This window comes from Paenibacillus sp. 22594, assembly GCF_052044425.1.
GTDB lineage: Bacteria > Bacillota > Bacilli > Paenibacillales > Paenibacillaceae > Paenibacillus_AQ.
In genome coordinates this window covers 351,619-373,794 of record NZ_JBQENA010000005.1, presented here as the reverse complement: position 1 = coordinate 373,794, position 22,176 = coordinate 351,619, and the positions used below count along the sequence as shown (strand labels likewise).

Here is a 22,176-nt window from a genome sequence, read left to right as displayed (position 1 = left end):
CTCTCAGCCTCAGCCTCAATCTCATCCCAGCACCCAGCCCTGCCACAGCTCTCCGAAACCAAAACGGCTGTGCTATCCAGTTAAGGATGGCACAGCCGTTTTGTTCTTGGTCTGATTTACTTTACGCCTAACTTCAAATGTTTCTGCGCTGCATTGTAGCTCCATACCAGGGACGGGAACTTTTTCTGAAAGGCCCTTACATCAATAAAGGTTTCGTTGTCCTGGGACAGCGCCTCTTTAGCGGTCACGGAGAATCCGGATACTTTACCGGCGCCGTTTGTGACTAGAACCTTCTTGTTCTTGGCATCCCAGGATACTTCGCTCTCCACCAGTGCAGCCAGAACGCGTGAGGAAGCGTAGATCGTATTTCCTTGCTTGATCAATCCGACATTTCCGGCAAAAGGAATGCCGTTCACATCGAGAATGTGATTGTCTCCTGCAGCACTAATATTGGTCATTCCGGCAATTTGCAGGGCGGTGATCAGCTGTGCCGTTTTGCCTTGGACCTCAATATCAGGGGACAACCCGATATGGTTGAAATCCTCTTTGCTTGGCGTCAAATATTTCTGTGTGGTCAGCTTCAGTTCGGCTCCATTGGATACGGGAAGCAGACTCTGAATCCGCGCTTTGCCGTAAGAACGTGTACCTACGACCGTAGCCAGTTTGTTGTCTCTCAAAGCACCGGTCAGCGCTTCAGAAGCACTGGCACTGTATTCGTTCGTCAGCACTACAACTGGCACCCCGATTTTACTGCCATCTGTAATGGTTACCGGTGTCAAAACGCCACTTTGATCCGAGGTGTACATCATAATGCCCTTGGCCATGAATTTGGAGGCAATATTATAGGCTGAATCCATGTAGCCGCCTGGATTGTTTCGCAGATCGAGCACCATGGATTTCATGCCTGCGGCACGCATCTTGCCCAGAACAGCGGTGAACTCTTCATCAGCGTTTTGCGTGAAGCCGTCGATGGAGATGTAGGCAATCTTATCTCCGAGCATTTTTCCTTTGACCGAGGTTGAAGCGATATCGCTGCGGACGACGATGTAGGATTTGATCATTCCGTTTCTGCTCACGAGCAGAGTTACTTTAGAGCCTGCAGCACCGCTCAGCTCATCGCCTTCGGTATCTTCGACTTTGACACCGTCAATTTTGAGGACCGAATCTCCGCGCTTAAGCCCGGCTTTCTCTGCTGGTGAACCGGCCATAACTTCTTCAATATACAGTTCTTTGGCAGTGTACATCATTCTGACGCCGATACCGACATATTCGAGATCGACCTGTTGGCTGAACTCTGCAGCCTCATCTTTGTCGAAATACTGGCTGTAGGGATCATCCAGTGTATTCACCATGCCATCAATGGCTCCGCGGATCAGTGTATCCTGGTCCACACCCTCAATATTGTAATTCTCCAGATACTGCATAATTTCATTAATAAGATCTGTGCCGGTTGCTGCTTGCGTATTGTCTGTGCCCGAAGTAGCCTGAGAACTGTCCGCCGCAAGAGCAGCGGGAGCAAGAATAAGAGATACTGCCAGACAGCCACTAAGGACTGAGGTCATTAACTTGCCTGATTTCATGATTGCATACACCCTTTTTTATATGATTAGTTTGAAGTATTACTGTCCATTAGATATGAGTCATCAACAGTCCATAGACCACCGCTGGATTTGGAGAAAACATAAACAGAAGATTGGGTATGGCTTTCAGCTGAATCGGCTTCTTTAATAGTGTACTCCACATATACGGCAGCCTCATCCGCAGAGTAATAGAATACATTTGAGCTATTCAGCGTGTAGACCAGGTTGTAGCCTTTAAAATATTCAGTCAGATTCTCCTTCAGGGCAGCTTCATGATCTTTCCCGTAAGTGGTCTGTGCAATTAAGCCATCGATATCCTTGGCGTTTCTTGCCGCATAATATTTGCTTAGGCTGTCCTTGATGGCGGCAGCATCGTGATCAGGAAGGACCGCAGCTGTTTTCCCTTGTTCAGGAGTAAGCAGAACGGTGCTGTCTTGGGACTCGGAGCTTTCAATCTTCCATACACCATTCTTGCGGACAAGCGTGTTCAGGTATTCTACCTGCGCATCCGGCAGATAGCGGCCGCCTTTGCGCACAGATTTTTCTACAGTATGCACGATGGCTTCATTACCCTGAATACTTAAGATATTCAGACTTTCAATGGTGTTGACCATATCATACGATTTGAAATATTCCTTCATATCGTCAATCGATTCGGTACGGTCTGATGTGTACGCTACGAGTGAATAGTATCCTGCAGCATTTTCAGAATTAAGATACTCATTGGACAAATGAATAAGGTCAGTAATATCCTTCTCATCGTTCGCAGTATCCACAGGGGTGAGGATCGTCACACTTCTGCTGGCCGCATCCCAGACCGCCGAACCACCGGTAGCTTCAGACACGAACCGCAAGGGTATGTATGTAGTGCCTTGGCTAGAGACCGGAGCGGTAGCCAGTTTCTTGACTAGACCATTTACTGTTGCCCGGTTGCTGCCAATTTTGAGGGTGATTTTCAGACTGCTGCTTGTCCCGGTGACCGTTCCGGTTTTCACATCCCAGAGTACCTTCAGCCCCAGCTTTTCAAAAATGACCCGAAAAGGAACAAGCACAGAATTGTTCTTCAGATATGGAGAACCGGCGGTGAAAGCAACGTTGCTTCCATTAATGTAGACTTTAATCGGTTTGTCTGCGGCAAAAGCAGGTACCGCCAGCATCAAGGCCAGCAGGCTTACGCCCATGAGGGATAAAAATTTCTTCAATAATGGTTCTCTCCTTTAAATAACAACTCTTTGTAAAATAGGTTCATTATACCATCGGAAATTTCTTGCTGTCTATCCAATCATGTAAGCTTAGATACAGCATGACAAAACCGGAGATGCAGCGTCATCTCCGGCTTTGTCATTACGGGAAGACTGCTCTGTCAGAACAGACGGGATCCCTGTATTTTACTGAAATATGCTAGATCAGGAAAGCTTCACGGACCCGGTTCCAAAATGGAAAAGGGCGGTATCTGGCAAAGCTGATTTTTTGGTCGGATACCTGGCAGCGCACAGAGATCAGGTCATCGACAGGAATGTTGTTATGGTCAATGGTTAGCAGCAGCCGCTGGTCCTTACGCGAGAAAATATCGCAGTGATGGTGCTTCGGCAGCAATAGAGGGGATCCCATTGTGCGGAAGACACGGTTGTTGATGGAGGCAATTTCCGCAATCTGCAGGGCTTCTATGGAAGGATGCACCATCGCACCGCCGAGGCTTTTGTTGTAGGCAGTGCTGCCTGACGGTGTGGACACACACAAACCATCTCCGCGGAACATCTCAAATGTCACATCATTGATGTCAATCTGAATGACTACCGTTCCGTCTACACCCTTCAGGGTGAACTCATTCAAGGCAATATGAGAGGTGGAGCCGGATTTCTTGTGGATCTCTAACTCAAGCAGCGGATATTTGACCATGCGTGGCTTCTGGGGCTCAGAGGTGCCGATCCCGCACATGTAATCAATTAGGGTAGGCAGTTCATCTGCCTTCCAGTCGGCATAGAATCCTAAATGTCCAGTATGGACTCCCACAAAGGCCAGATTGGGGATCTGGTCGATAAAAGTGTGAAAAGCGTGCAGCATCGTGCCGTCCCCGCCAATCGAGATCACGATTTCCGGAGACTTGGCATCCAGCTCCAGATTCCGTTCCGCTGCCAGCTTGTGAAATTGCTCCGCAAGTTTGATGGACAGTTCGTCCCCGCGGTCCAGAACATAATATCTCAAGATGTATAGGCTCCTTTGTATGTTTCAGTCATACACCGATCATAATCAATCTGAACCCGGAACACAATATTGAAGTGGTAAAAGTCACAGCCGGCGTCCAAAGCGCGGAATGCGGCGCAGAAGGAGAACCAGCAGAGAGAGCAGCAAGGCTGTGCCCAAAAGTACCCCAAGCCAGCTCATACTACTGGCCAGGCCTGATAGCGGAGAGGTAAAGCCGGCAGCAGCAGGAGTTGCGCTATAGTCAGATGAGAGCCCCGAGCGAACCACTGGGTTCCAGAACAGGAGTACTAGCCCCGCAGACAAGAACGCATGCACCAGCCTGGCAGCCATAAAGGGCAGATAGCGAAGACCTGTTCCATTCAGGATGCTGGCTACCTGAGCGTGGACGGATAAACCGCCCCAGGAGAGAACACAGGCTGCTGCGGCGACCTTGTACTGTAGCGGGACCGACCCGGCAGCTGCGCCCGCGGAGCGGGCACCCAGCGTCACTTCGAAGAGGCCGCTCACGAGAGCTCGGGACAGGTCAGCCGGGAATCCCGCCCGGGTCAAAAGTCCCTCTGTAACGCTGATGAGAGCGGACATGATTCCGGCACGGGACATCAGCTCCATCAGTACATTGAAGAATACCACCAGGCCGCCCACCACGATAATGAGCTGCAGCGAAGACTGAACCGCTCCCCTCAGCAACTCGCCGAGGCTTCGTCCATCCCTGCGCCTTGCATCCGCCATAGAACGAAGGGCTAGGCGGATTCTCCCGGTGCCTTTGTCATCAGAAGCCGCCTGAAGAGAGGGGGCAGGGGAAGTTGCGGGAACGGTGGCATCCTCGCGCCGTCCGTGAAAAGACATCAGAAGTCCTACTATGAGGCCGCCTCCGTAATGGGCCAGCGCAAGGATAAGTCCCAGAGAAGCATTATGAAAGAACCCTACTGATACCGCACCCAGCAGAAAGATCGGGTCGGAGGAAGTGGTGAAGGCCACGAGCCGTTCGCCTTCTACACGGTTCAGCAGTTCCTGTTCACGCAGCTTTGCGGTTAATCTGGCGCCTACGGGGTATCCTGATACATATCCCATAGCCGCCACAAAGCCTCCGCTTCCGGGGATATTGAACAGTGGACGCATGAGCGGGTCGAGCAGAGCGCCGAACAGATGAACTACACCGAAGCCCAGCATCATTTCGGAGATCACGAAGAAGGGGAAAAGCGAGGGGAACAGCACGTCCCACCAGACAGTAAGTCCGCGTAAGGCTGCATCCAGAGAGCTTGCCGGATTCAGCAGCAGGAGCATCATACATCCGGCAAGGAGGACACCTAACAGCAGGCCGTAGTTTTTTTTCAGAATCATCGGCAACGCCTCCCCATATATGAATAAATGTATGCAAAAAATGGGACAAACAGCACAAATAAATTCAGAAAGCGGTTACACTTAACTGTGCTTTTTGACTGAAATTATGGTAATATAAAATTAATTAATGCACACCTTATTAGGGATGGAGTGATGGTGATGAGTGTAGTTGCCGGAGTTCTGGTTTGTGCTTTTGTATATGTTATCCGGGCCTCTCTTGTCCCACCTGGTGATGAGGAATTTCGGACCTATTAAATACGCTAGGCGCTAAACCATGGTTTAGCGCCTTTTTTCTGTGGGCAAGCTTCACAATATGTTACTTGCGGCAGGATAACCGAGCAGCGCAAATTTTGGTATAATAAAAAAGCCGTTACATGAATACGGAAGAAAGCTGGTAACCGCCGATGAATCCAAACGACAGCATATATGACAACCTGGGAGGCGCAGAGGGATTGCACCGGCTGGTAGAGGCTTTTTATGCCAAGGTGCAGCTTCATCCGCAGCTCGGCCCTTTGTTCCCGGCAGATATTACTCCTGTCCTGGAGAAGCAGTATCAATTCCTGAGTCAATTTTTTGGTGGACCCGCACTCTATTCTGAGCTGCATGGACATCCGATGATGAGGGCAAGGCATATGCATGTCCCCATTACCCCGGAGCGCGCGGAAGAGTGGCTGGATTGTATGAAAGAGGCGCTGGAGGAAACAGGTGTGGAGGAGCCGCTGCGTTCATTTGTATTAAGCCGGCTTGCAGGTCCTGCACATCATTTTGTCAACATGCCCCAGGAGTAACGCGTAGTTGATCGTGAAAGGATGAGGGCATTGCCGGAATTAATACCTCTTTACACTATTAAAGTAATTTGCTGCAGTTGTGAGAAAGAGTTTACAACCTCAAGAGTTCGTCCCAGCCTCAAAAAAGCGATTCGCCGTGATGCGGATTTCTGCTCTTACTACAAGGATGAGAACCCGGATTACTACGTCGTGCGGGTCTGCCCGGCCTGCGGCTTTGCCTCCACGGAGAATTCTGCGGACAAGCTCGCGGACTGGCAGCGCAAGTCTTTCCGTGATCAGGTGGGCAGCCGCTGGATTGCCCGTGACTTTGGCGATAAACGTAGCTGGGAGGTTGCACTGGAGACCTATAAGCTTGCGTTGATCTGTGCCCAGAGCATCAAGGACAAGGACCGTATTATTGCCAGTCTTTTGCATCATATTGCCTGGATGTACCGGTATCAAGGGGATACCACGCAGGAGCAGCGCTTCTTGCGTTATTCGCTCGACATGTATATTAAGGTCTATGAAAATGATGGAATTGGCGGTAACGATGCCCGTCTGATGTACCTGATTGGTGAGCTGAACCGCCGCATCGGCGAATTTTCAAACGCAGTAAAATGGTTTTCGCGTCTGATCAATGACCAGAAGATTATGGATGCCGCGATGATCCGGGCAGCCCGGGAGCAGTGGGCCCTTTTGCGTGAACAGATGAATGGGGGAGAAATAAGTCCAGACGGATTACCGTCGGGTACATAAGGAGTTTCTGCTGGACATCGCAAAAAAAACACAGGAAGCTTCTCCTGTGCACCTGTTAAGCTATAGTCAACGGATAAATGCAGCGGCCTGTGCTGAACCATCAGCGGACAGACCGGTCAAAGAGCAGGTAATCGGCATCATCGTCGATTACGGTCAGGCTGGTTTTGCAGCAAGGGAAGACTAGCAGCTTTTTTTTGCCGTCCCGGACGAGCTGTAACTCGTCCGGTTTCATGGGCAGAAGCACGTTCTCCTTGTCGCAGAACGGACAGTACTGCACATACATGTCTCCTAAAATGATGTCATAAGGCCAGGTATGGCTGAATGGTATCATTGTTCGCCCTTCTCGGACGGCTGGGACCCGGCATCGCTGCCGGCTGTGTCTTCACTCTGCTTCTTGGATAGCTCCGCGATCTTTTGCAGCAAGATATGTTGAGGCATATGCATCAGGTGTTCCAGTGGAACGCCGAGTTGTTTTGATAATGTAATCGCCGTTTCCGGTGAAATCTGCAGTGGCTTCATGGGGAGATCCTCCTTATAAATAGGGTTGGGGTAATTCGGGGCATCTGCCCGTATCTGAATTCACTTTACCATGGCTGCAGGCCAAATACAAAGAAAACCAAATGTTAGTAAAGGAAGGGGAAACCAAATGAAACAACCTTTATCATTGACGTGGGAATTGGATTCAATATTTCCGGGAGGATCTGCTTCACCGCAATTTGAGAGCTTTTTGAAAAAGCTGGAGACGGACATCCAGGTTCTAGGACAGCAGGTTGCAGAGTCAGCTTCGCCAACAAATGTCGAATCGACCCGTGCACTGGATGAAGTTATAGCATTACTGCAGAGCTGTTCCGGCCGTCAGGTTCAGGCTTCGGAATTTGCCGGATGTCTGGGTGCGCAGAATCAGCAGGACAAGGGTGCTGTACGGCTGTCCTCCAAGGTTACGGGCCTTCGGGCAGGCTTCGAGGGCGTCAGCTCCAAGTTCGATAATGTGCTGCGGCAAACCCCTGATGATGTATGGGGCGAGTGGATGGCCCGCCCGGAAATTGCTCCACTGGAGTTTGTTCTCAGTGAAAGCCGCGACTTAGCCCGTGAGAAAATGAGTCCGGAACTGGAAGGACTTGCGCTCAAGTTGGCTGTTGACGGTTATCATGGATGGAGCGAGCATTACGAAACGATTGTAAGCTCCATACAGATCCCATATGAGGATGAAGGTGGAGCCAAACTGCTGTCTGCCGGACAGGCCTTCAACAAGCTGGATGATCCCGATCCTAAGGTACGGGAGATCATGTTCCGCAAATGGGAAGAGGCCTGGGCTGGTGCTGCCGACTATTGTGCAGACACCCTCAATCACCTGGCAGGCTTCCGTTTGAATCTGTACGAGGGCCGTGGCTGGGAGAGTGTGCTCAAGGAGCCGCTGGGCATTAACCGCATGTCGGGAGCATCGCTGGATATGATGTGGGACGTGATTACCAAAGCCAAACCGGCACTGGTCTCTTACTTAAACCGCAAAGCCAACCTGCTGGGGCTCGAATCTTTGGCCTGGGTAGATGTAGATGCACCGGTAGGCAAGTCCTCCGGCAAAATTCCCTACGATCAGGCAGCAAAAGACATTGTAACGCAGTTCCGCAAATTCAGTCCGAAGCTGGCTGATTTTGCCGAACGCGCCTTCGACAACAATTGGATTGAGGTGGAAGACCGTCCAGGCAAACGTCCAGGCGGATTCTGTGTATCCTTTCCGGAAAGCAAGGAATCCCGCATTTTTATGACCTACAGCGGCACTCCGTCCAATGTGTCTACCCTGGCTCATGAACTTGGGCATGCTTATCATTCCTATCTGCTGGAGGATCTTCCTCTGTTCAATCAGAACTATGCCATGAATGTGGCAGAGACCGCTTCAACCTTTGCAGAGGTCATTGTAGCCGATGCCCAAGTAAAGGCTGCAGCAAGCAGCGAGGAGAAAATTGCCCTGCTTGAAGCAAAAATCCAGAACAGTGTGGCCTTCTTCATGAATATCCACGCCCGCTTTTTGTTTGAAACCCGTTTTTATGAGAAGCGTAAGCAGGGGCTGGTGAATGCTGAAGAATTGTCGGAGCTGATGGTCGAAGCCCAGAAGGAAGCCTACTGCGGAATTCTGTCCGAATATCATCCGCATTTCTGGGCGGCCAAGCTGCATTTCTATATAACGGATGTACCGTTTTATAATTTCCCATACACTGTTGGCTACATGTTCAGTACAGGATTGTACCGGCTTGCACTCCAGGAAGGTGCAGCTTTTGCGGATAAATACGACAGCCTGCTGCGTGATACAGGTATCATGACACTGGAGGATTTGGTGTCGAAGCATCTGGGTGTGGACTTGACCGGACCGGATTTCTGGCAAGGTGCAACAGATTTGATTACTGCAGATATTAACGAATTCTTGAGAATGACAGAACATTCGGCTTAAAAGTTTGTCAGAACGAAGGCGTTTCATCTTTTTGCAGGCAAAATCTGAGGTTTGAATACCTTGTATTAACGCGCAAAGACCCCTTTTTAGGGGTCTTTTTGTGTTGAAATGCTGTCGAAATAAGACGATTGTTAGAAGGAAATATACAATAAAACAATGAAATTTACGCATATATAGGAATAAACACCCAATTATGTTGAATAATGTTGAACGCTTGTACTAGGTGGCCTATAATGAGCCTAAAGCCTTATATAAGAGCCGCTATGATGTAGAATTAACATGAAATAGCAAGGTGTTTAGGCTCACTCAACGAAGTATATGCTTGCTAAGCCACCTTTGTACGATGCGATTCGCTTAAGCATATGCTTACAAAATTTTTTAGGAGGAGACACATGCTGAGAACGGAACAACTATCACTGGCAAGACAGATTGATTTGGTGTTTAAGGAACTGCAGGAGGAATTGTCAGGATTGTCTTCCGGCACGGTTTTTGTGCAAATCAGAAATAACGTCATTGGGAAGTTCGGGATCCGCCATAATCCGCTGGCTGGGCGCAGTGGCGCTTTTGAGGAAGAACAAGAGGGGCTCACCGCAGGGCAACAGTCCTCCTTCCGGCTTATGGCTCTGGAGAGTCTTAAATACAAACGGCGCTGGACGCATGGTGAAATCAGCTACGAATTTGCCGTCCGTCAGGGAATGGTGGTTGTTGATGCCACACTCGAATCCAATTACAATATGGCCAATCTGATGATCCGCTATCCACGCAATGTCCATGCCGACAAGTCCGATCAGTTCTACGGCTAAGATATACATAGATATGCACAAGCAAAAGCCCTCCTGCGTCTCGGCGAGAGGCGTAGGAGGGCTGTAAAGCGGGTCCGCTTAGGCATTCAGCCTGGCGGGATACTTATGATAAGGCTGTTACTACGAACGACCGGACAATTGTTGCTCTGCCAGCTGCACCAGACGTTTGGTGATGTATCCTCCCAAAGAACCGGTTTCGCGGGAAGTGTAGTTCCCATAATAACCGTCAGCTGGGATAGTTACTCCAAGCTCTTGTGCTGCTTCATATTTCAACTGCTGCAGGGCTGCATTTGCTTGAGGAACGACCAGGTTATTGGAACGGCTACCACGACCTTGTTGACCTGCTTGACCCATGTTTGTTCACCTCCTTCGCCCGTTGTGAAGATAGTATGAGCGCTAGGAGAGGAATTCATGCACGGTTCAGGAAGGTTTCGAGGATGGTAATTATATGAAAATCAGAGTTCGGGATAGATGACTTCAAGATGGCTTGAAACCGCAAGGGTTTGACCTGGTTTTAAAGTAATTATACCTGTAAAGGAAGCCTCTTTATCCAGGTTGGGTGCATCCGGAAGCCAGGTATAGGGCTCAATGCAGAGAAATTGGTCTGCTGTTCCTTTGGTGTATATCACCCAGTGACGGAAGAATTCCTTGTCTGCGGTATAGCGAAGCCCATAGCCGTCATCCCGCATCAACAGAGCCTCAGCAGACTGCTCATCTCCAATGCGCAGTACGGTGTCCAGATTTGTACCCGACAGTTCCATGCCTTGATTCAGAGCTTCAAGCTCCCCTAAAGGCAGCAGGTTGCCGCTGGTCAGCAGTTCATTGTTCAATTCATAGACACTTTGGACGGGCAGCTCTAGCTTCCAGCGATCCGGCTCGCCATCTATCATAAACCAGGTGTGGTACCCCATGCCAAAAGGGATATTCTTGTCTCCCAGATGTGACACCTTGAGCGTTTGCTTGAAACGGGCATCGTGCAAACGGAAAGTCATCTCGAACTTTAGAGGGACCGGAAATTGCTCCATCCAGCGGGGGTCATCAGCAGTATTGAATTCTGTAGTCACTGCGCAGCCTTCCTCGTCTTCTTCAATATCGCTTACACACCAGGATTGCGCACGGTGCAGGCCATGAATATGGTGCCCTCCTGCTGAATTCGGCTCGAACTGATAGCTTGTGCCTTCGAATTGGAATTGTCCCTCACGGATGCGTCCGGGAGGAATCAGTAGGGGCATGCCAAAGTGATAAGGCTTCTGCAGGTAATAGGATAGATCGTTCTCCTCGGGCCTGCGCAGAATTTCACGGTTTTCCTTACGGTCCCACAACGAAATGACGTTGTTGCCCAGTCGCGGCAAAAGCGTGACTTCCAGCTCACGGCTATGCAAAATATAGGTATCATAACCGCTCCACTGCCCTTTGGTCACCTGTTTCATGAAATGTATGCTCCTTTAATGTAACTGTAATCGAAAGACACGAATACCCTTATCATACCAGATTTATATACAGGGGTTAAGTCATTTGACAACTTCCCCAGTTCGCTCTATGATGGATGCATTCATGAACATGACAATGCGATGACAGGGACAAGTAGGCAGAAGAAGCACCTTCAGAAAGCCGGTGGTTGATGCGAACCGGTGGGGCACTTCAGGCTGAATGGACCCTGGAGCGCCGCGTTCGAACAGGTTTGAGACCTAAGTAGACCGGCCGGCTCTTCCCCGTTAACGGAAGTCAAGGCTGCTTGCATACATCTCTTTTGGAAGAGAATGCTGGCGGCGAATAAGGGTGGCACCACGGTCTCACGTCCCTTGCGGATGTGGGGCCTTTTTGTGTGCTGCCGGAAGTGAAAACATAATCGGAGGGAATAAGATGGCTAAAAAAGTATTGTCCGGCATTCAGCCGAGCGGTTCTCTGACTCTGGGGAACTACATCGGTGCGATCAAAAATTTCGTAAAGCTGCAAGAAGAGCATGAGTGCTACTTTATGGTTGTGGATCTTCATGCCATTACGGTCTCCCAGGACCCTGCTGCCCTGCGGGAGAATTCAGAATCAGTGGCGGCGCTGTACCTTGCGGCAGGAATTGATCCCGCGATTTCCAACGTCTATATGCAATCCCACGTACAACAGCACGCAGAGCTGGGCTGGATTATGACTACCTTAACCGCGATGGGCGAGCTGGAGCGGATGACACAGTTCAAGGACAAGTCTTCCGGCAAAGATTCTGTAGGCGCGGGTCTGTTCGTGTACCCGTCTCTGATGGCGGCTGATATTCTAATTTACAATGCGGACCTGGTGCCGGTCGGGGAAGACCAGAAGCAGCATCTGGAGCTGACACGCGATTTGGCGGGACGCTTCAACCACCGTTTTGGTGAATTCTTCACGGTTCCAGAGCCTTACATTCCTGAAGTTGGCGCACGTATTATGTCACTGGATGACGGCACCAAAAAGATGAGTAAAAGCAATCCGAATCCTGGAAGCTATATCGCTCTGCTGGATCCGCCGGATGTTATACGCAAAAAAATCAGCCGTGCCACAACGGACTCCGGCCGTGAGGTGGTCTTTGATCCGGCGACCAAGCCTGAGATCAGCAACCTGATGAGTATCTACGCTGAATGCTCCGGAATGACGCTGCAGCAGATTGCTGACCGCTACGAGGGGCAAATGTATGGAGGCTTCAAAAAAGATCTGGGGGAGGTTCTGGTAGCTACGCTTGAGCCTCTGCAGCAGAAATATCAGGAGATCCGCAGCTCTGGCGCTCTGACTGACATTCTTGCTGAAGGCGCGGAACGTGCACGTGGAGTTGCCGCACAGACACTTGCTGGTGTTAAAGAGCGAATGGGCTTCCTGCCGCTGCGCTAGGAGGGCTGCTGCGCTTTAGTCTCTGCCTTACGTCTCAGTCGGGCTTTGAGGATAAAACCCCAGCCAATATTCAGTATGCATAAGACACCCAGCAGTATGGCCAACCAGATATTAGAGCTGATGGAGATGGATGCTGCGGTAAGAAGAAGAATGGAAGAGCATGCGAACCAGAGGGACAAGCCTTTACCCATATTACGTCAGCCTTCTTTCTATATGAAGTGAATAGAGATATTTGAAGCATAGCAGACTCTTAAAATTTTCCCGCTGCGCAGTTCTGCGAAGCGGGATTTTTAATTGCCAAAACTAATGAAAACGCTTTATGGTGATTGTGATAGTCTAAAGCTTCATCGAACCGGGGTCAATAGCGAAACGTTCATCGAGCTTATCACTGCTCAGCCAGCCGACGTAGGTGTTAAGGGGATGATACTCATTGTCCATGACCAGCACGGCAACGAACGGGAATTGCTTACGGTGTAAATAACGCACATCTCCCCAGCGTACAATATATCCAGAGGCCACTTTCTCGACCTCGGCTACGGCGTAGGATGTGAAGTACAGAAAAGCTTGAATATCGGGATGGCTTTTGGAATGCTCAACGGCGGGGTGAGTGGAGCACACCGCGTGCTTGAACCATTCGAGCCGTCCGCTGTTCAGAAGTCCGATATTATAGCTGCCGTCCGGTTTGGCTTTGACAACATTCCAACGCGTCGGTGAGATGGTCGGAATTACGAAATACCGTTCGCCTGGGCTGTGATGGATATCTTTGTTCTTCAGATTTCTTGTCAACCGGGCATGCACCACCGTCCGCCAAATATAATAAAGCGCGATGCAAGCATACAGGGTAACAAATAAGGGGGCCGGGGGAACAATCCCGCTGATCCAGAGGATAATGGCCGCTGCATGGCTGCCGAATATAAACGGATCAAAGATGTGGATAATGTTCCAGGCAATCCATTTCTCTGTGAAGGGACGCGCGGCCTGGGTACCATAGGTGTTGAACAGGTCAGTAAATACATGAACAGCTACGCCGATGAAGCTCCACATGGCGATATGGCTAAGGTTCTGAAAATCTGCGAACCCAAAGACAGGTCCAATTACCAGTGTAATCAAGGCAGGCCACAGGAGTAAAAACGGCAGGGAGTGAGTGATTCCCCGGTGGTTACGGATATACAGCGCATTGTTTTTGAGGCGCAGCGCAGTATCGGCATCCGGGGCCTGAGAGGCTAATACGGTAGCGATCATGACAGCACCGGCTAATGTTGGCTGGGAAGCAACGACTGGATCAACAAAGGACAGTCCGGCAAGTCCCAAGCCCATAACGAAATGTGTAGCGGTATCCATTGGTCAGATCTCCTTTGTACGGAAGTTCTCTATTAATAACTACCCAATTTGACGTCCAGTTATTTAGGGGGTGTAAAATAAATATCGTCACGCAATTGTCAAATTGATGAACATCTTGGTCAATGATTGTCAAACTCTTTCCTCGTTTGTTATGATAAAGTTAACAGCAGAATGATTAATGTTCTCAACTGAGAACATTAATTTCGGTTTTATGCTCCAGTGGAACGTAGAAGTCCCTTAGAAGGAGGAACACCAAACGTGGACAATCAATTGAGATATCAAGCTTCTTCGGATTCCGCAGCGCTGTCTGCCAAATCGCCGAAGGAAGGTGCCAGCTGGCGCGACTTCATTACGGTGACGAAACCAGGCATTATCCGCTCGAATCTTATCGCTGCTTTTGCGGGATACTGGGTGGCTTCTGGCTGGGATGTGCAGTATGGACGGCTCATTCTAACTTTACTCGGTACCATGCTGGTTATGGCTTCTGCCTGCGTGTTCAATAACTATTTCGACCGTGATCTGGATATGAAAATGGAAAGAACGCGTGAACGCGGTCTGCCGACAGGAAGACTGAAGCCGGGTGTCGTGCTTGCATATGCCATAGGGCTTGGGATAGCAGGTCTCGCGGTGTTGTTTGCCTTTTGCGGTGTACTGGCCGGATTATTCGGCATCGTCGGCATGTTTGTCTATGTAGTAGTTTACACCCTTTGGCTCAAAAGAACATCTACATGGAGCACCTCGGTAGGCGCAATTTCAGGTGCAATGCCTCCAGTTATCGGGTATGTTGCTGTAACCGGGACAGTGGATCTCGGGGCCTGGTTGCTGTTCGCTATGCTATTTCTCTGGCAGCCGCCGCATTTCTGGGCTCTTGGCATCCGCCGCAAGGAAGAGTACAGAGCAGCCGGATTTCCGCTGCTGCCTGTAGTCAAAGGCACCCGGCGCACCAAATTCCAAATGATTCCTTATGTGGCGCTGCTTCTGCCAATTCCTGTATTGATGTATGCTTACGACTACGCGGGGATCTTTTACCTCATTATTTCTGCGGGTTTGTCCCTGGCCTGGCTGTACTTGACCCTGAAGGGATTCCGTGCGAAGGATGACGATGCGTGGGCGAAACAGAACTTCTTCTTCTCCATTAATTACCTGACAGTCAGTCTGATTGTGCTTGTTCTGAATACGATCCACGGTTAAGGGGGAGAATGTCCTGTGCAGACCTTGAAACGCTACAAATGGACCTGGCTGATGCTACTGTTGGCCGCGGGTTTGGCTGTTTATCTGACAGTGATCTCGATAAGCAGCGGGAATGACAAGTTGCCTGTAATCGGTGAAGTACAGGACTTCTCGCTTGAAAATGTGGATGGCCGGCAAATCACACTGGCAGATACGGAGGGGAAGCCGAGACTGGTCTATTTCTTCTTCACGGAATGCCCTGATGTTTGTCCCATCACCACCTTTATGCTGTCACAGACTCAGGATTTGCTGATTAAGGATGGAAGCTTCGGCAAGGATGTGGAATTCGTCTCCATTTCCTTTGATCCCAAGAATGACACACGTGAAGCGATCAAGACGTTCGCTGACCGTTTTCATGCGGACTACAGCGGCTGGTATTTCCTTCGTGGCGATCAAGAGCAGGTCCGCAATCTGGCGGCTGACTCCTTCAAGGTGCTGATTTATGGAGACAACAAGGATAATTTTGCCCATGCGAATCTGATTGGTCTGGTGGACCGCGATAACAAGCTCCGGGGACTCTATGATGCAGGAGAAACGGAGAACGTGACACCGGAATTTTTGGCAGGCGAACTGAAGAAATTGATTGTGGAAAAATAAAAAGTATTGAAAATAACGCCTTGTTCGGCTTCTTGCGTGGGACGCAGGAAACGATAAGGCGTTTTTTTGGGTTGTTGGAGAACTATGGTAACCGATTCTTGGTGATCCGGAAGCTAGCAACGGCAGCTTGTCCTGTACGCTTACGTTTCCATGTAAGGTAATGGCTCAGGATAAATGATGAACTCCTCAAGTCCGGCCTTTTCCAGTTGAGTGATATTGTATTCATCGGGGGTTCCTTCCACTCCGGCATAGCCTTTTCGGGTGTGAATATGAACGGCATCCGGGAAGGCATCACGCAGGATGCCGCGGATTTTTTTGCCTGAGCTGTCATTGTCCATGTACAGGTATACTTCTCCGTCGCCTATTCTGCGCCGCAGCGTCTCCAGCTTCAGTGTGTTTAGAGTGCCGAATGTGCACTGGATGTCAATCTCGGGCGCCAGCAGCCGCCGTAATCTGCTGCGGTCGTTTTTACCTTCAACGATGATAGTTATGGACATATACGGTCATCCTTCCCCCGTGGTGATGTGTCTATGTCGATATTTTACCTAAAAATCGTCATTATTAATAATATCAGCGATTTATTTGTTGCACATCCTATAAGATGAATTTTCATTCCCCGGGAAATGTCGTAAAAAGAAACAATCACCCGGATGCAAAAAAGCCGGGTGATTGGGGGATTTGTCATTTCAGCAAATGCAGACAAACTTAGAATATTCCGGCACTGAGGATGATTACCAGCAGAATGTAGAGTACCAGAATGGTTCCTGTAGAAGTCCAGAATACAGGAGCTACGGGAGCGGGATTGGGGCCCGGACCGCAATGTTCGCCCATGGAGGATTCACCACGCTTTCGAATGTGGGTTGATTACACTATATATTATGTTGAAAGCACCATAGGGTTTGTATGTTTGCCTACCCACATCATCCACTGTTTCAGGGGAAAGGGAATGTCTTATTCAAGCGGCCGGATTGTTCCACTCAGGCCGGTAGGCCAGCTTCCCTGAGGTTCTGGGCGGAAGCAGCAGCAGAGCGGTCATCAGCAGCACAAAGGCAATGAAATACGGGGAGACGAAGTCCCGAAGCTGTCCTGCTGCAACCGGACCGGCAAAGGCGCCAAGCGACATGGCAATGGATTGCAGCGAGAAGGTCCGGCCCATGCGCCCGGCACCTCCAAGACTGATGAAGAGTGAGGCCATCGCCGGAAAAAGCACGCCTTTGGCAGCCCCAAGCAGAAAGAGAACCACACCGGCGGGAATGCCCCGGAACGCAGCCAGCGTGAAGAAGCAGAGTGCCATGGCCAGGAGTGCTGCCGCGATTCTTATTCCTGGTGCAAGCCGGTTCAGAAAGAAGAGACTGAGCGTGACTAGTGCCCCCAAGCTAAGCAATGACAGCAGGATTCCGGTAGAGATCATTCCATCACTGCCCTGTGACAGGGGCAACTCAAAGAACAGTACTCCTTGTGAGCAGGAAACAAAGAAGGGCAGCAGATAATAGCGTCGGGATACGGGAGGGTTCGCCAGGGCCGGAGCTTGTGAGAGCGGGTGCAAAGGCAGAGCAGGGTTTGCGGCGGCTAGGCTCTGAACATGCCTAGGCACGCTGAATAAGGCCATCACACCTGTGAAGATCAGCAGCCAGCCCAAAGTGGTGAAGGTGCCGGAGTAGCCGGTCTTCGCCACAATAAAAGCTCCGGCGGCTGGTGACACAACGGACGCTAACGTATGGACGATCCCGTGGCCGGACATATATTTCCCTTGGGTCGCGGGATCGGAAGAGAGCGAGGCCAGGAGTGTCATGCAGGCCGGGGAGAGGAAGGCCAGGGCGAAACCGCTCGCTGCCCGCAGCAGCAGCAGATGCCAAGGGAGCTGTGCGTGAGCCTGAAGCAGCAGAATGGCCCCGGCTGCCGTGAGCGCGAACACAATGTAACGGCGGCTGCCGTTACGGTCGACCAGCACACCGGCCAGCAGATTGCCGGGAAGATGCGTCAGCGAATACATGCCCATCATCCAGCCAATGAAGGCCGGTCCTGCGCCCAGAGAGATGGCAAACGGCGTAAGAATAGGGTACTGGGCATGCAAATCGAAGAAGGCCAGAAAGAGAAACAGATACAGCCACAGCGCGGTTTTCAAAGAAAGCACCTCCACAGGGGCCTGTCTCTGTACCAAGGCACAGGCAGGCGCTTTTTAACTAGGGGTTAATGTCACATGAAGCAGCCACTTGTTACCAATGATTCGAACAATGACCTACTTGTACTTTACGTGTAGTCTGGTAGGCTTATACCATTTTATTGGGGATGGCCTGCAGGAAGCTGCTCAGCCCATGAATTATAAAGGTCATTCATGTATAATAATTATTAATATTGAAATGTCCCGGGGACATGCGCCCTGTTGTGACGAAATTTGGCGATAGGGGTGTTGAGAAATTGATGGATCCGGCAGTGTGGTCACAATTTATTAGAGAGAATTGGCTGGTTATCGTTATAGCACTTGTGCTGCTGTTTGCGGTAATTAACCTGATTAAGACAGTTCTGAAATGGGCGATAGTGATTGCTATTGTAGCTGGCTTGTTCATTTACAGCGGGGTTACGCTTGACCAAATTGGCAACGCTGTGAATAAGGTTACGGATGGAACGGTAAGTACACTCAAGAGTGAAGCGCAGGATATGATGCTGAAGGAAGCGAAGGACGCCAAGTACACTTCTGGAGGCGACGGCACCTTTACGATTACAACACCTAATCTTGAAGTCAAGGGTGCAGCCGGAGAGGATAAGGTGGAAGTGATTTTCCGCGGAGTGAGTCTCGGGAAATGGAGTATGACGGACACCACCCAAACCTTTATTGAAGAAGCACGGAAAAATCAGTAGGTTCGAAGGAAGCCTGCTTACATTTGATATGACTCTACAGAGAAATGGAAAGGGGAACAAACATGCTTAAGGGATGGATAGACAGCCTTAGTGAAGCCAACATCATCTCCATCCTGTTGGTTGTGGTTGTCCTTTTTTCACTGCTGCAGGGCTGGGGCAGAGGCTTCGCAAGAGCGGCAGGAGGCTTGTTCGGCCTGCTGGGAAACGGGGTGCTTACTATTCTGGCGCTGGCTTTGGCCATTCCTGCAGCGATGCATCTGTCGCCCATTGCAGGAACATGGGCGTCAGGAATAGTAGTGCCTGACACGCAGCTCAGCGGATGGCAGCAGTTGTATTACACTGCCGTATCTGTGCTGGCAGGATCACCTTTTGTCCGTTTTCTGCTACTTCTACTGGTATCTTACAGCCTGATCCGGCTTCTGCTCGGACTGCTGTTCCTGCTGCTTCCTTTCCGCCTGCCCCGCTTTCGGACGAGGGAATCGGACAGGAAAGTTACCCTGGCGAGCCGTCTCAGCGGTGCGATCATCGGCGGTGTCATTGGACTCGTACGCGGTCTTGTCCTTGTTCTTGCGCTGTACATTGGTGTCGGCCTGAACCCGGACAGCGGCTTCAGCCGTTATGTGGAATCCTCTCCCATCTACAGCGAAAGTGCCGCTGCTGTTTTTGAGCCGATTGCCGGTGAGGATATGCGCAGCAGACTGCCGGTACTGACCCAAGCGGTGGCTGATGAGATGAATGATATTTTGCGGCGGAAATATGAAGTCATTGATCGTGAAATTTCACCAGACATTGTCGGAGCCGCTGCTGATATTGCCGGACAAGCCGAGGGGGCTGAGGACAAGGCCAAACTGCTGTATGACTGGGTTGGCTCGCGGATTGCCTATGACTATGGTAAGGCTGAAAATTACGAGCAGAAGCGCATCTGGCATGAGCAGACCCCGCAGGATACTTTTGATACCCGGCTTGGGGTGTGTATTGATTATGCCCGCCTGTACGCCGTAATGGCACGTTCACAGGGACTTCAGGTGCGTGTAGTCACGGGGCAGGGTTACGATGGCCAAGGTGGATATGGCGCCCACGCCTGGAATGAAGTGTACCTGCCGGACAGGCAGGCCTGGATACCGCTCGATTCCACGTGGGCGCGCAGCGGGGACTGGTTTAACAGCAAGGATTTTGATAAAACCCATATTAAAGAAAGTGTGCTCTGAGAAGGAAGCGGCAGCCTTGAGATGTATGGTACAATAACAGGGCATATTGAGCAGCCTTTCAGACTCCGGTTTGAACTGGTTCTATAACTGCAACCTATAAGGAGAGGACACGCTGTGAAATGGTTTGGCCGCCCGGGGACACGTCCGGATGAAGCTCATGGCCGAAGTGCACCCAGTCTCCGCATAAATCTGTTTTTCTTCGGCACGTTTTTTATTTTTTGTATCATTATTATTCGGCTTGCATCACTGCAGTTCGTCGAAGCTGAGGCTTTGACCGAAGTGGAAGAGAGCCAAGAGACTAAGGCTGTTCCTCTCTCCGCGATCCGGGGGATCATTCGTGCTGCCGGAGGAGAGGAGATTGCGTACAATACATCCGTCCAATCCTTGTACATCACTTTAACTAAAGACTATACAGAGACCTATAAGAACAAGGAAACCAAAGAATATGAGTTCACGGAGAGTGCCCAAGCGAATACAGCTTCGCTGGCAGCGAGACTGGAATCTGTCTTCAATCAATATGGCGACCCATCCGGCAAAAAGCTCACACAAGCAGATATTACAGCTCTGCTCGATCTCCATTTCAAAAAAGCGCTGGGCTACTATCCGCGTAAAATCAAGACAGGTCTTACACCCAGGGAAGTGGCACATTTTCTGGAGCACAAGGAGCAATATCCCGGTCTGTCCATTGTGGAAGAAGCTGCCCGCCATTATGACAAAGACACCGTTGCTGTACAGGCGGTGGGTTATATTAAGCCTTTTAAATCCTCCGATAAACAGGATATCTATAAGAATATCCGCAGTGAGATGAAGAAAAATAATGCCGATCCGGGCTTAGCGTATAAAGAGGATGAATTTGTTGGTTTTTACGGCCTCGAACTGCAATACCAGCGGGAGCTGCGCGGAAAAAATGGCTACCAGACGATCTCCGTCAATCCGCAGAATATGGCGGAGGAGGTCACCCAAACAGTCCCACCCGTTAAAGGGAATGACCTCTGGATGACGATCCATAAGAACATCCAGCTTAAAACCGAGCAGGCGATTATGGATCAGATCCGCTGGCTGCATACCCATCCGGTACTGGGGAAACTTCATCCTGATGCCCTGACCGGGTATGCCGTGGCTATGGAAGTGGATACCGGCAATGTGGTTGCGATGGCCAGTATGCCGGATTATGATACAAATGTCTGGACAGCGGAAAAGGTTGCACCTGAGGAATACGATAAGATTAGGGATAACAACCTGAACGGTACAATTACAGATACCACCTCCGGTATATCTGGCAATGGCCTGAAGTCCATTGTATATCTGGGGTCCACCATTAAACCGTTAAGTGTGTTAATTGGATTGAATGAAGGCTTATTCTCCACCAGCGATACTTATAACGACAAAGGGATCGCCTATTTTGGCAAGGATAACAATGCTTCCGTAAGTAATTCCTCCGGTCATGTACTTGGATTGCTGCACCCTGCTGAGGCTATTCAGGAATCCTCCAATGCTTTTATGGTCGATAAGGTAGGAAATCCGCTGTATAAGAAATATCAGGACAAGGTGACAGGGGTTTGGGATAAATATTTGAAAGCTTTTGGTCTAGGGCTATCCACTGGGAGCGGGCTGCCGCATGAAAGTGCCGGAGCGAATGATTATATGGATATCAAGGCAGCCGGAAGCACCCAGGCAGCCATGGTTTACGCATCCTTCGGCCAGAAAGGCAAATATACGGCGCTGCAGCTGGCCCAGTACACAGCAACCCTCGCCAATGAGGGCGAACGGATTAGACCGCAGCTGGTCAGCAAGATCACGGATGCGGATGGCAACACCGTTAAGGAGTTCCACCGTGAGGTGCTGGATAAGATTACGTTTGATCCTGCCTATTGGAAGGAAATCAAAAAAGGAATGAACACTGCCGTCAAGGCCTTTGACGGATTTCCTTATGATTTTGCCCGCAAAACGGGCACCTCCGAGATGGATGCGTACGGAGTAGTCCGGGACAACGGTGTATTTATCGCATATGCCCCGCGTGAGAACCCCAAGCTGGCGGTAGCGGTAGTGATTCCTGAAGGCGGATTTGGTTCCAACAGTGCTGCACCGGTAGCACGTAAAATTTTTGATGCTTATGATTGGGAATACGGACTGACTGGCGTACCCAAAAAGAACGTACCACCTTTAGCGGCGTCAACGCCGGAATAAATT

23 protein-coding genes and 1 other annotated feature are annotated in these 22,176 nt (G+C 50.2%); of the genes, 12 read left to right on the top strand and 11 right to left on the bottom strand.

The window, feature by feature from the left end; translation table 11 throughout:
• Positions 1 to 116 precede the first annotated feature (116 nt).
• From ACTJKB_RS18990 to ylbJ, 4 genes are all read right to left on the bottom strand, one after another.
• A complete protein-coding gene (locus ACTJKB_RS18990; protein WP_440835959.1) occupies positions 117 to 1,580 on the bottom strand; it encodes a S41 family peptidase in 1,464 nt (487 codons plus the stop codon).
• A gap of 26 nt (positions 1,581 to 1,606) precedes the next feature.
• Positions 1,607 to 2,782 carry a copper amine oxidase N-terminal domain-containing protein gene (locus tag ACTJKB_RS18985; RefSeq protein ID WP_440835958.1) on the bottom strand — a complete coding sequence of 392 codons (1,176 nt, stop codon included), beginning with the start codon at positions 2,780 to 2,782 and terminating at the stop codon, positions 1,607 to 1,609.
• Positions 2,783 to 2,981: 199 nt separating this feature from the next.
• Complete coding sequence (locus ACTJKB_RS18980; protein ID WP_440835957.1) at positions 2,982 to 3,785, bottom strand: NAD kinase; 804 nt, start codon at positions 3,783 to 3,785, stop codon at positions 2,982 to 2,984.
• 84 nt (positions 3,786 to 3,869) lie between these two features.
• Positions 3,870 to 5,126: a sporulation integral membrane protein YlbJ gene (gene ylbJ, locus ACTJKB_RS18975; RefSeq protein WP_440835956.1), complete on the bottom strand. Its 1,257-nt coding sequence runs from the start codon at positions 5,124 to 5,126 to the stop codon at positions 3,870 to 3,872.
• 404 nt (positions 5,127 to 5,530) lie between these two features.
• Between ylbJ and ACTJKB_RS18970 the strand changes: the two genes are divergently transcribed.
• Together ACTJKB_RS18970 and ACTJKB_RS18965 are read left to right on the top strand one after the other, a co-directional pair.
• Positions 5,531 to 5,914 carry a globin domain-containing protein gene (locus ACTJKB_RS18970; protein ID WP_440835955.1) on the top strand — a complete coding sequence of 128 codons (384 nt, stop codon included), beginning with the start codon at positions 5,531 to 5,533 and terminating at the stop codon, positions 5,912 to 5,914.
• Positions 5,915 to 5,944: 30 nt separating this feature from the next.
• Positions 5,945 to 6,649 (top strand): DUF2225 domain-containing protein, encoded by a 705-nt coding sequence (locus tag ACTJKB_RS18965; RefSeq protein WP_440835954.1) that lies wholly within the window; start codon positions 5,945 to 5,947, stop codon positions 6,647 to 6,649.
• 100 nt (positions 6,650 to 6,749) lie between these two features.
• Here ACTJKB_RS18965 and ACTJKB_RS18960 read toward each other — a convergent pair whose 3' ends face one another.
• Positions 6,750 to 6,980 carry a hypothetical protein gene (locus tag ACTJKB_RS18960; protein WP_440835953.1) on the bottom strand — a complete coding sequence of 77 codons (231 nt, stop codon included), beginning with the start codon at positions 6,978 to 6,980 and terminating at the stop codon, positions 6,750 to 6,752.
• Positions 6,977 to 7,168, bottom strand: a complete 192-nt coding sequence (locus ACTJKB_RS18955) for a YycC family protein (RefSeq protein ID WP_074108056.1) — start codon at positions 7,166 to 7,168, stop codon at positions 6,977 to 6,979. Before ACTJKB_RS18955 ends, ACTJKB_RS18960 begins: the two co-directional genes overlap by 4 nt.
• Before the next feature lie 127 nt (positions 7,169 to 7,295).
• On the opposite strand from ACTJKB_RS18955, the gene ACTJKB_RS18950 reads away from it, so the two are divergent.
• Positions 7,296 to 9,095, top strand: a complete 1,800-nt coding sequence (locus tag ACTJKB_RS18950; protein ID WP_440835952.1) for a M3 family oligoendopeptidase — start codon at positions 7,296 to 7,298, stop codon at positions 9,093 to 9,095.
• 392 nt (positions 9,096 to 9,487) lie between these two features.
• The gene (locus ACTJKB_RS18945; RefSeq protein ID WP_440835951.1) at positions 9,488 to 9,898 is read left to right on the top strand and encodes an O-methyltransferase; all 411 of its coding nucleotides are present in this window, start codon (positions 9,488 to 9,490) and stop codon (positions 9,896 to 9,898) included.
• 120 nt (positions 9,899 to 10,018) lie between these two features.
• Here the strand turns inward: ACTJKB_RS18945 and ACTJKB_RS18940 are convergent, their stop codons facing one another.
• Together ACTJKB_RS18940 and ACTJKB_RS18935 are read right to left on the bottom strand one after the other, a co-directional pair.
• Positions 10,019 to 10,252, bottom strand: a complete 234-nt coding sequence (locus ACTJKB_RS18940; RefSeq protein WP_039307200.1) for an alpha/beta-type small acid-soluble spore protein — start codon at positions 10,250 to 10,252, stop codon at positions 10,019 to 10,021.
• Between the two features lie 101 nt (positions 10,253 to 10,353).
• Positions 10,354 to 11,328 carry an aldose 1-epimerase gene (locus tag ACTJKB_RS18935; RefSeq protein ID WP_440835950.1) on the bottom strand — a complete coding sequence of 325 codons (975 nt, stop codon included), beginning with the start codon at positions 11,326 to 11,328 and terminating at the stop codon, positions 10,354 to 10,356.
• A gap of 132 nt (positions 11,329 to 11,460) precedes the next feature.
• Positions 11,461 to 11,704: a binding site (T-box leader), on the top strand.
• A 57-nt stretch (positions 11,705 to 11,761) separates the two neighbouring features.
• Here ACTJKB_RS18935 and trpS point away from each other — a divergent pair.
• Together trpS and ACTJKB_RS18925 are read left to right on the top strand one after the other, a co-directional pair.
• A complete protein-coding gene (gene trpS, locus ACTJKB_RS18930; RefSeq protein ID WP_440835949.1) occupies positions 11,762 to 12,751 on the top strand; it encodes a tryptophan--tRNA ligase in 990 nt (329 codons plus the stop codon).
• Positions 12,752 to 12,826: 75 nt separating this feature from the next.
• A complete protein-coding gene (locus tag ACTJKB_RS18925; protein WP_440835948.1) occupies positions 12,827 to 12,973 on the top strand; it encodes a hypothetical protein in 147 nt (48 codons plus the stop codon).
• 114 nt (positions 12,974 to 13,087) lie between these two features.
• On the opposite strand, the gene ACTJKB_RS18920 is transcribed toward ACTJKB_RS18925, so the two are convergent.
• Positions 13,088 to 14,092: a metal-dependent hydrolase gene (locus ACTJKB_RS18920; protein ID WP_440835947.1), complete on the bottom strand. Its 1,005-nt coding sequence runs from the start codon at positions 14,090 to 14,092 to the stop codon at positions 13,088 to 13,090.
• A 258-nt stretch (positions 14,093 to 14,350) separates the two neighbouring features.
• Between ACTJKB_RS18920 and cyoE the strand changes: the two genes are divergently transcribed.
• Both cyoE and ACTJKB_RS18910 read left to right on the top strand, forming a co-directional pair.
• Positions 14,351 to 15,283: a heme o synthase gene (cyoE, locus tag ACTJKB_RS18915; protein ID WP_074110151.1), complete on the top strand. Its 933-nt coding sequence runs from the start codon at positions 14,351 to 14,353 to the stop codon at positions 15,281 to 15,283.
• Positions 15,284 to 15,298: 15 nt separating this feature from the next.
• Complete coding sequence (locus ACTJKB_RS18910; protein ID WP_440835946.1) at positions 15,299 to 15,919, top strand: SCO family protein; 621 nt, start codon at positions 15,299 to 15,301, stop codon at positions 15,917 to 15,919.
• Positions 15,920 to 16,059: 140 nt separating this feature from the next.
• Here ACTJKB_RS18910 and ACTJKB_RS18905 read toward each other — a convergent pair whose 3' ends face one another.
• Positions 16,060 to 16,416: a DNA primase gene (locus ACTJKB_RS18905; protein ID WP_440835945.1), complete on the bottom strand. Its 357-nt coding sequence runs from the start codon at positions 16,414 to 16,416 to the stop codon at positions 16,060 to 16,062.
• A gap of 196 nt (positions 16,417 to 16,612) precedes the next feature.
• Here ACTJKB_RS18905 and ACTJKB_RS18900 point away from each other — a divergent pair, with 196 nt between their 5' ends.
• On the top strand, positions 16,613 to 16,783 hold the full coding sequence (locus ACTJKB_RS18900) for a hypothetical protein (RefSeq protein ID WP_440836011.1): 171 nt from the start codon (positions 16,613 to 16,615) through the stop codon (positions 16,781 to 16,783).
• Positions 16,784 to 16,874: 91 nt separating this feature from the next.
• Here the strand turns inward: ACTJKB_RS18900 and ACTJKB_RS18895 are convergent, their stop codons facing one another.
• Entirely contained in the window at positions 16,875 to 18,044 is a 1,170-nt protein-coding gene (locus ACTJKB_RS18895) for an MFS transporter (protein WP_440835944.1), read from the bottom strand.
• A gap of 296 nt (positions 18,045 to 18,340) precedes the next feature.
• Here ACTJKB_RS18895 and ACTJKB_RS18890 point away from each other — a divergent pair, with 296 nt between their 5' ends.
• The 3 genes from ACTJKB_RS18890 (at position 18,341) to ACTJKB_RS18880 (ending at position 22,173) form a co-directional block, all read left to right on the top strand.
• Positions 18,341 to 18,778, top strand: coding sequence for a hypothetical protein (locus ACTJKB_RS18890; RefSeq protein ID WP_440835943.1), 438 nt, complete (start codon positions 18,341 to 18,343; stop codon positions 18,776 to 18,778).
• A 62-nt stretch (positions 18,779 to 18,840) separates the two neighbouring features.
• Complete coding sequence (locus ACTJKB_RS18885; RefSeq protein ID WP_440835942.1) at positions 18,841 to 19,986, top strand: transglutaminase-like domain-containing protein; 1,146 nt, start codon at positions 18,841 to 18,843, stop codon at positions 19,984 to 19,986.
• A gap of 114 nt (positions 19,987 to 20,100) precedes the next feature.
• Positions 20,101 to 22,173, top strand: a complete 2,073-nt coding sequence (locus ACTJKB_RS18880; RefSeq protein WP_440835941.1) for a peptidoglycan D,D-transpeptidase FtsI family protein — start codon at positions 20,101 to 20,103, stop codon at positions 22,171 to 22,173.
• Positions 22,174 to 22,176 lie beyond the last annotated feature (3 nt).

Bases quoted from the DNA above. Each gene is read 5' to 3' on its own strand.
- ACTJKB_RS18990 (WP_440835959.1), bottom strand. From the start codon at position 1,580: ATGAAATCAGGCAAGTTAATGACCTCAGTCCTTAGTGGCTGTCTGGCA.
- ACTJKB_RS18945 (WP_440835951.1), top strand. From the start codon at position 9,488: ATGCTGAGAACGGAACAACTATCACTGGCAAGACAGATTGATTTGGTG.
- ACTJKB_RS18940 (WP_039307200.1), bottom strand. From the start codon at position 10,252: ATGGGTCAAGCAGGTCAACAAGGTCGTGGTAGCCGTTCCAATAACCTG.
- ACTJKB_RS18885 (WP_440835942.1), top strand. From the start codon at position 18,841: ATGCTTAAGGGATGGATAGACAGCCTTAGTGAAGCCAACATCATCTCC.
- ylbJ (WP_440835956.1), bottom strand. From the start codon at position 5,126: ATGATTCTGAAAAAAAACTACGGCCTGCTGTTAGGTGTCCTCCTTGCC.
- ACTJKB_RS18955 (WP_074108056.1), bottom strand. From the start codon at position 7,168: ATGAAGCCACTGCAGATTTCACCGGAAACGGCGATTACATTATCAAAA.
- ACTJKB_RS18905 (WP_440835945.1), bottom strand. From the start codon at position 16,416: ATGTCCATAACTATCATCGTTGAAGGTAAAAACGACCGCAGCAGATTA.
- ACTJKB_RS18960 (WP_440835953.1), bottom strand. From the start codon at position 6,980: ATGATACCATTCAGCCATACCTGGCCTTATGACATCATTTTAGGAGAC.
- ACTJKB_RS18925 (WP_440835948.1), top strand. From the start codon at position 12,827: ATGCATAAGACACCCAGCAGTATGGCCAACCAGATATTAGAGCTGATG.
- ACTJKB_RS18890 (WP_440835943.1), top strand. From the start codon at position 18,341: ATGGATCCGGCAGTGTGGTCACAATTTATTAGAGAGAATTGGCTGGTT.
- trpS (WP_440835949.1), top strand. From the start codon at position 11,762: ATGGCTAAAAAAGTATTGTCCGGCATTCAGCCGAGCGGTTCTCTGACT.
- ACTJKB_RS18970 (WP_440835955.1), top strand. From the start codon at position 5,531: ATGAATCCAAACGACAGCATATATGACAACCTGGGAGGCGCAGAGGGA.
- ACTJKB_RS18950 (WP_440835952.1), top strand. From the start codon at position 7,296: ATGAAACAACCTTTATCATTGACGTGGGAATTGGATTCAATATTTCCG.
- ACTJKB_RS18935 (WP_440835950.1), bottom strand. From the start codon at position 11,328: ATGAAACAGGTGACCAAAGGGCAGTGGAGCGGTTATGATACCTATATT.
- ACTJKB_RS18900 (WP_440836011.1), top strand. From the start codon at position 16,613: ATGCAGACAAACTTAGAATATTCCGGCACTGAGGATGATTACCAGCAG.
- ACTJKB_RS18920 (WP_440835947.1), bottom strand. From the start codon at position 14,092: ATGGATACCGCTACACATTTCGTTATGGGCTTGGGACTTGCCGGACTG.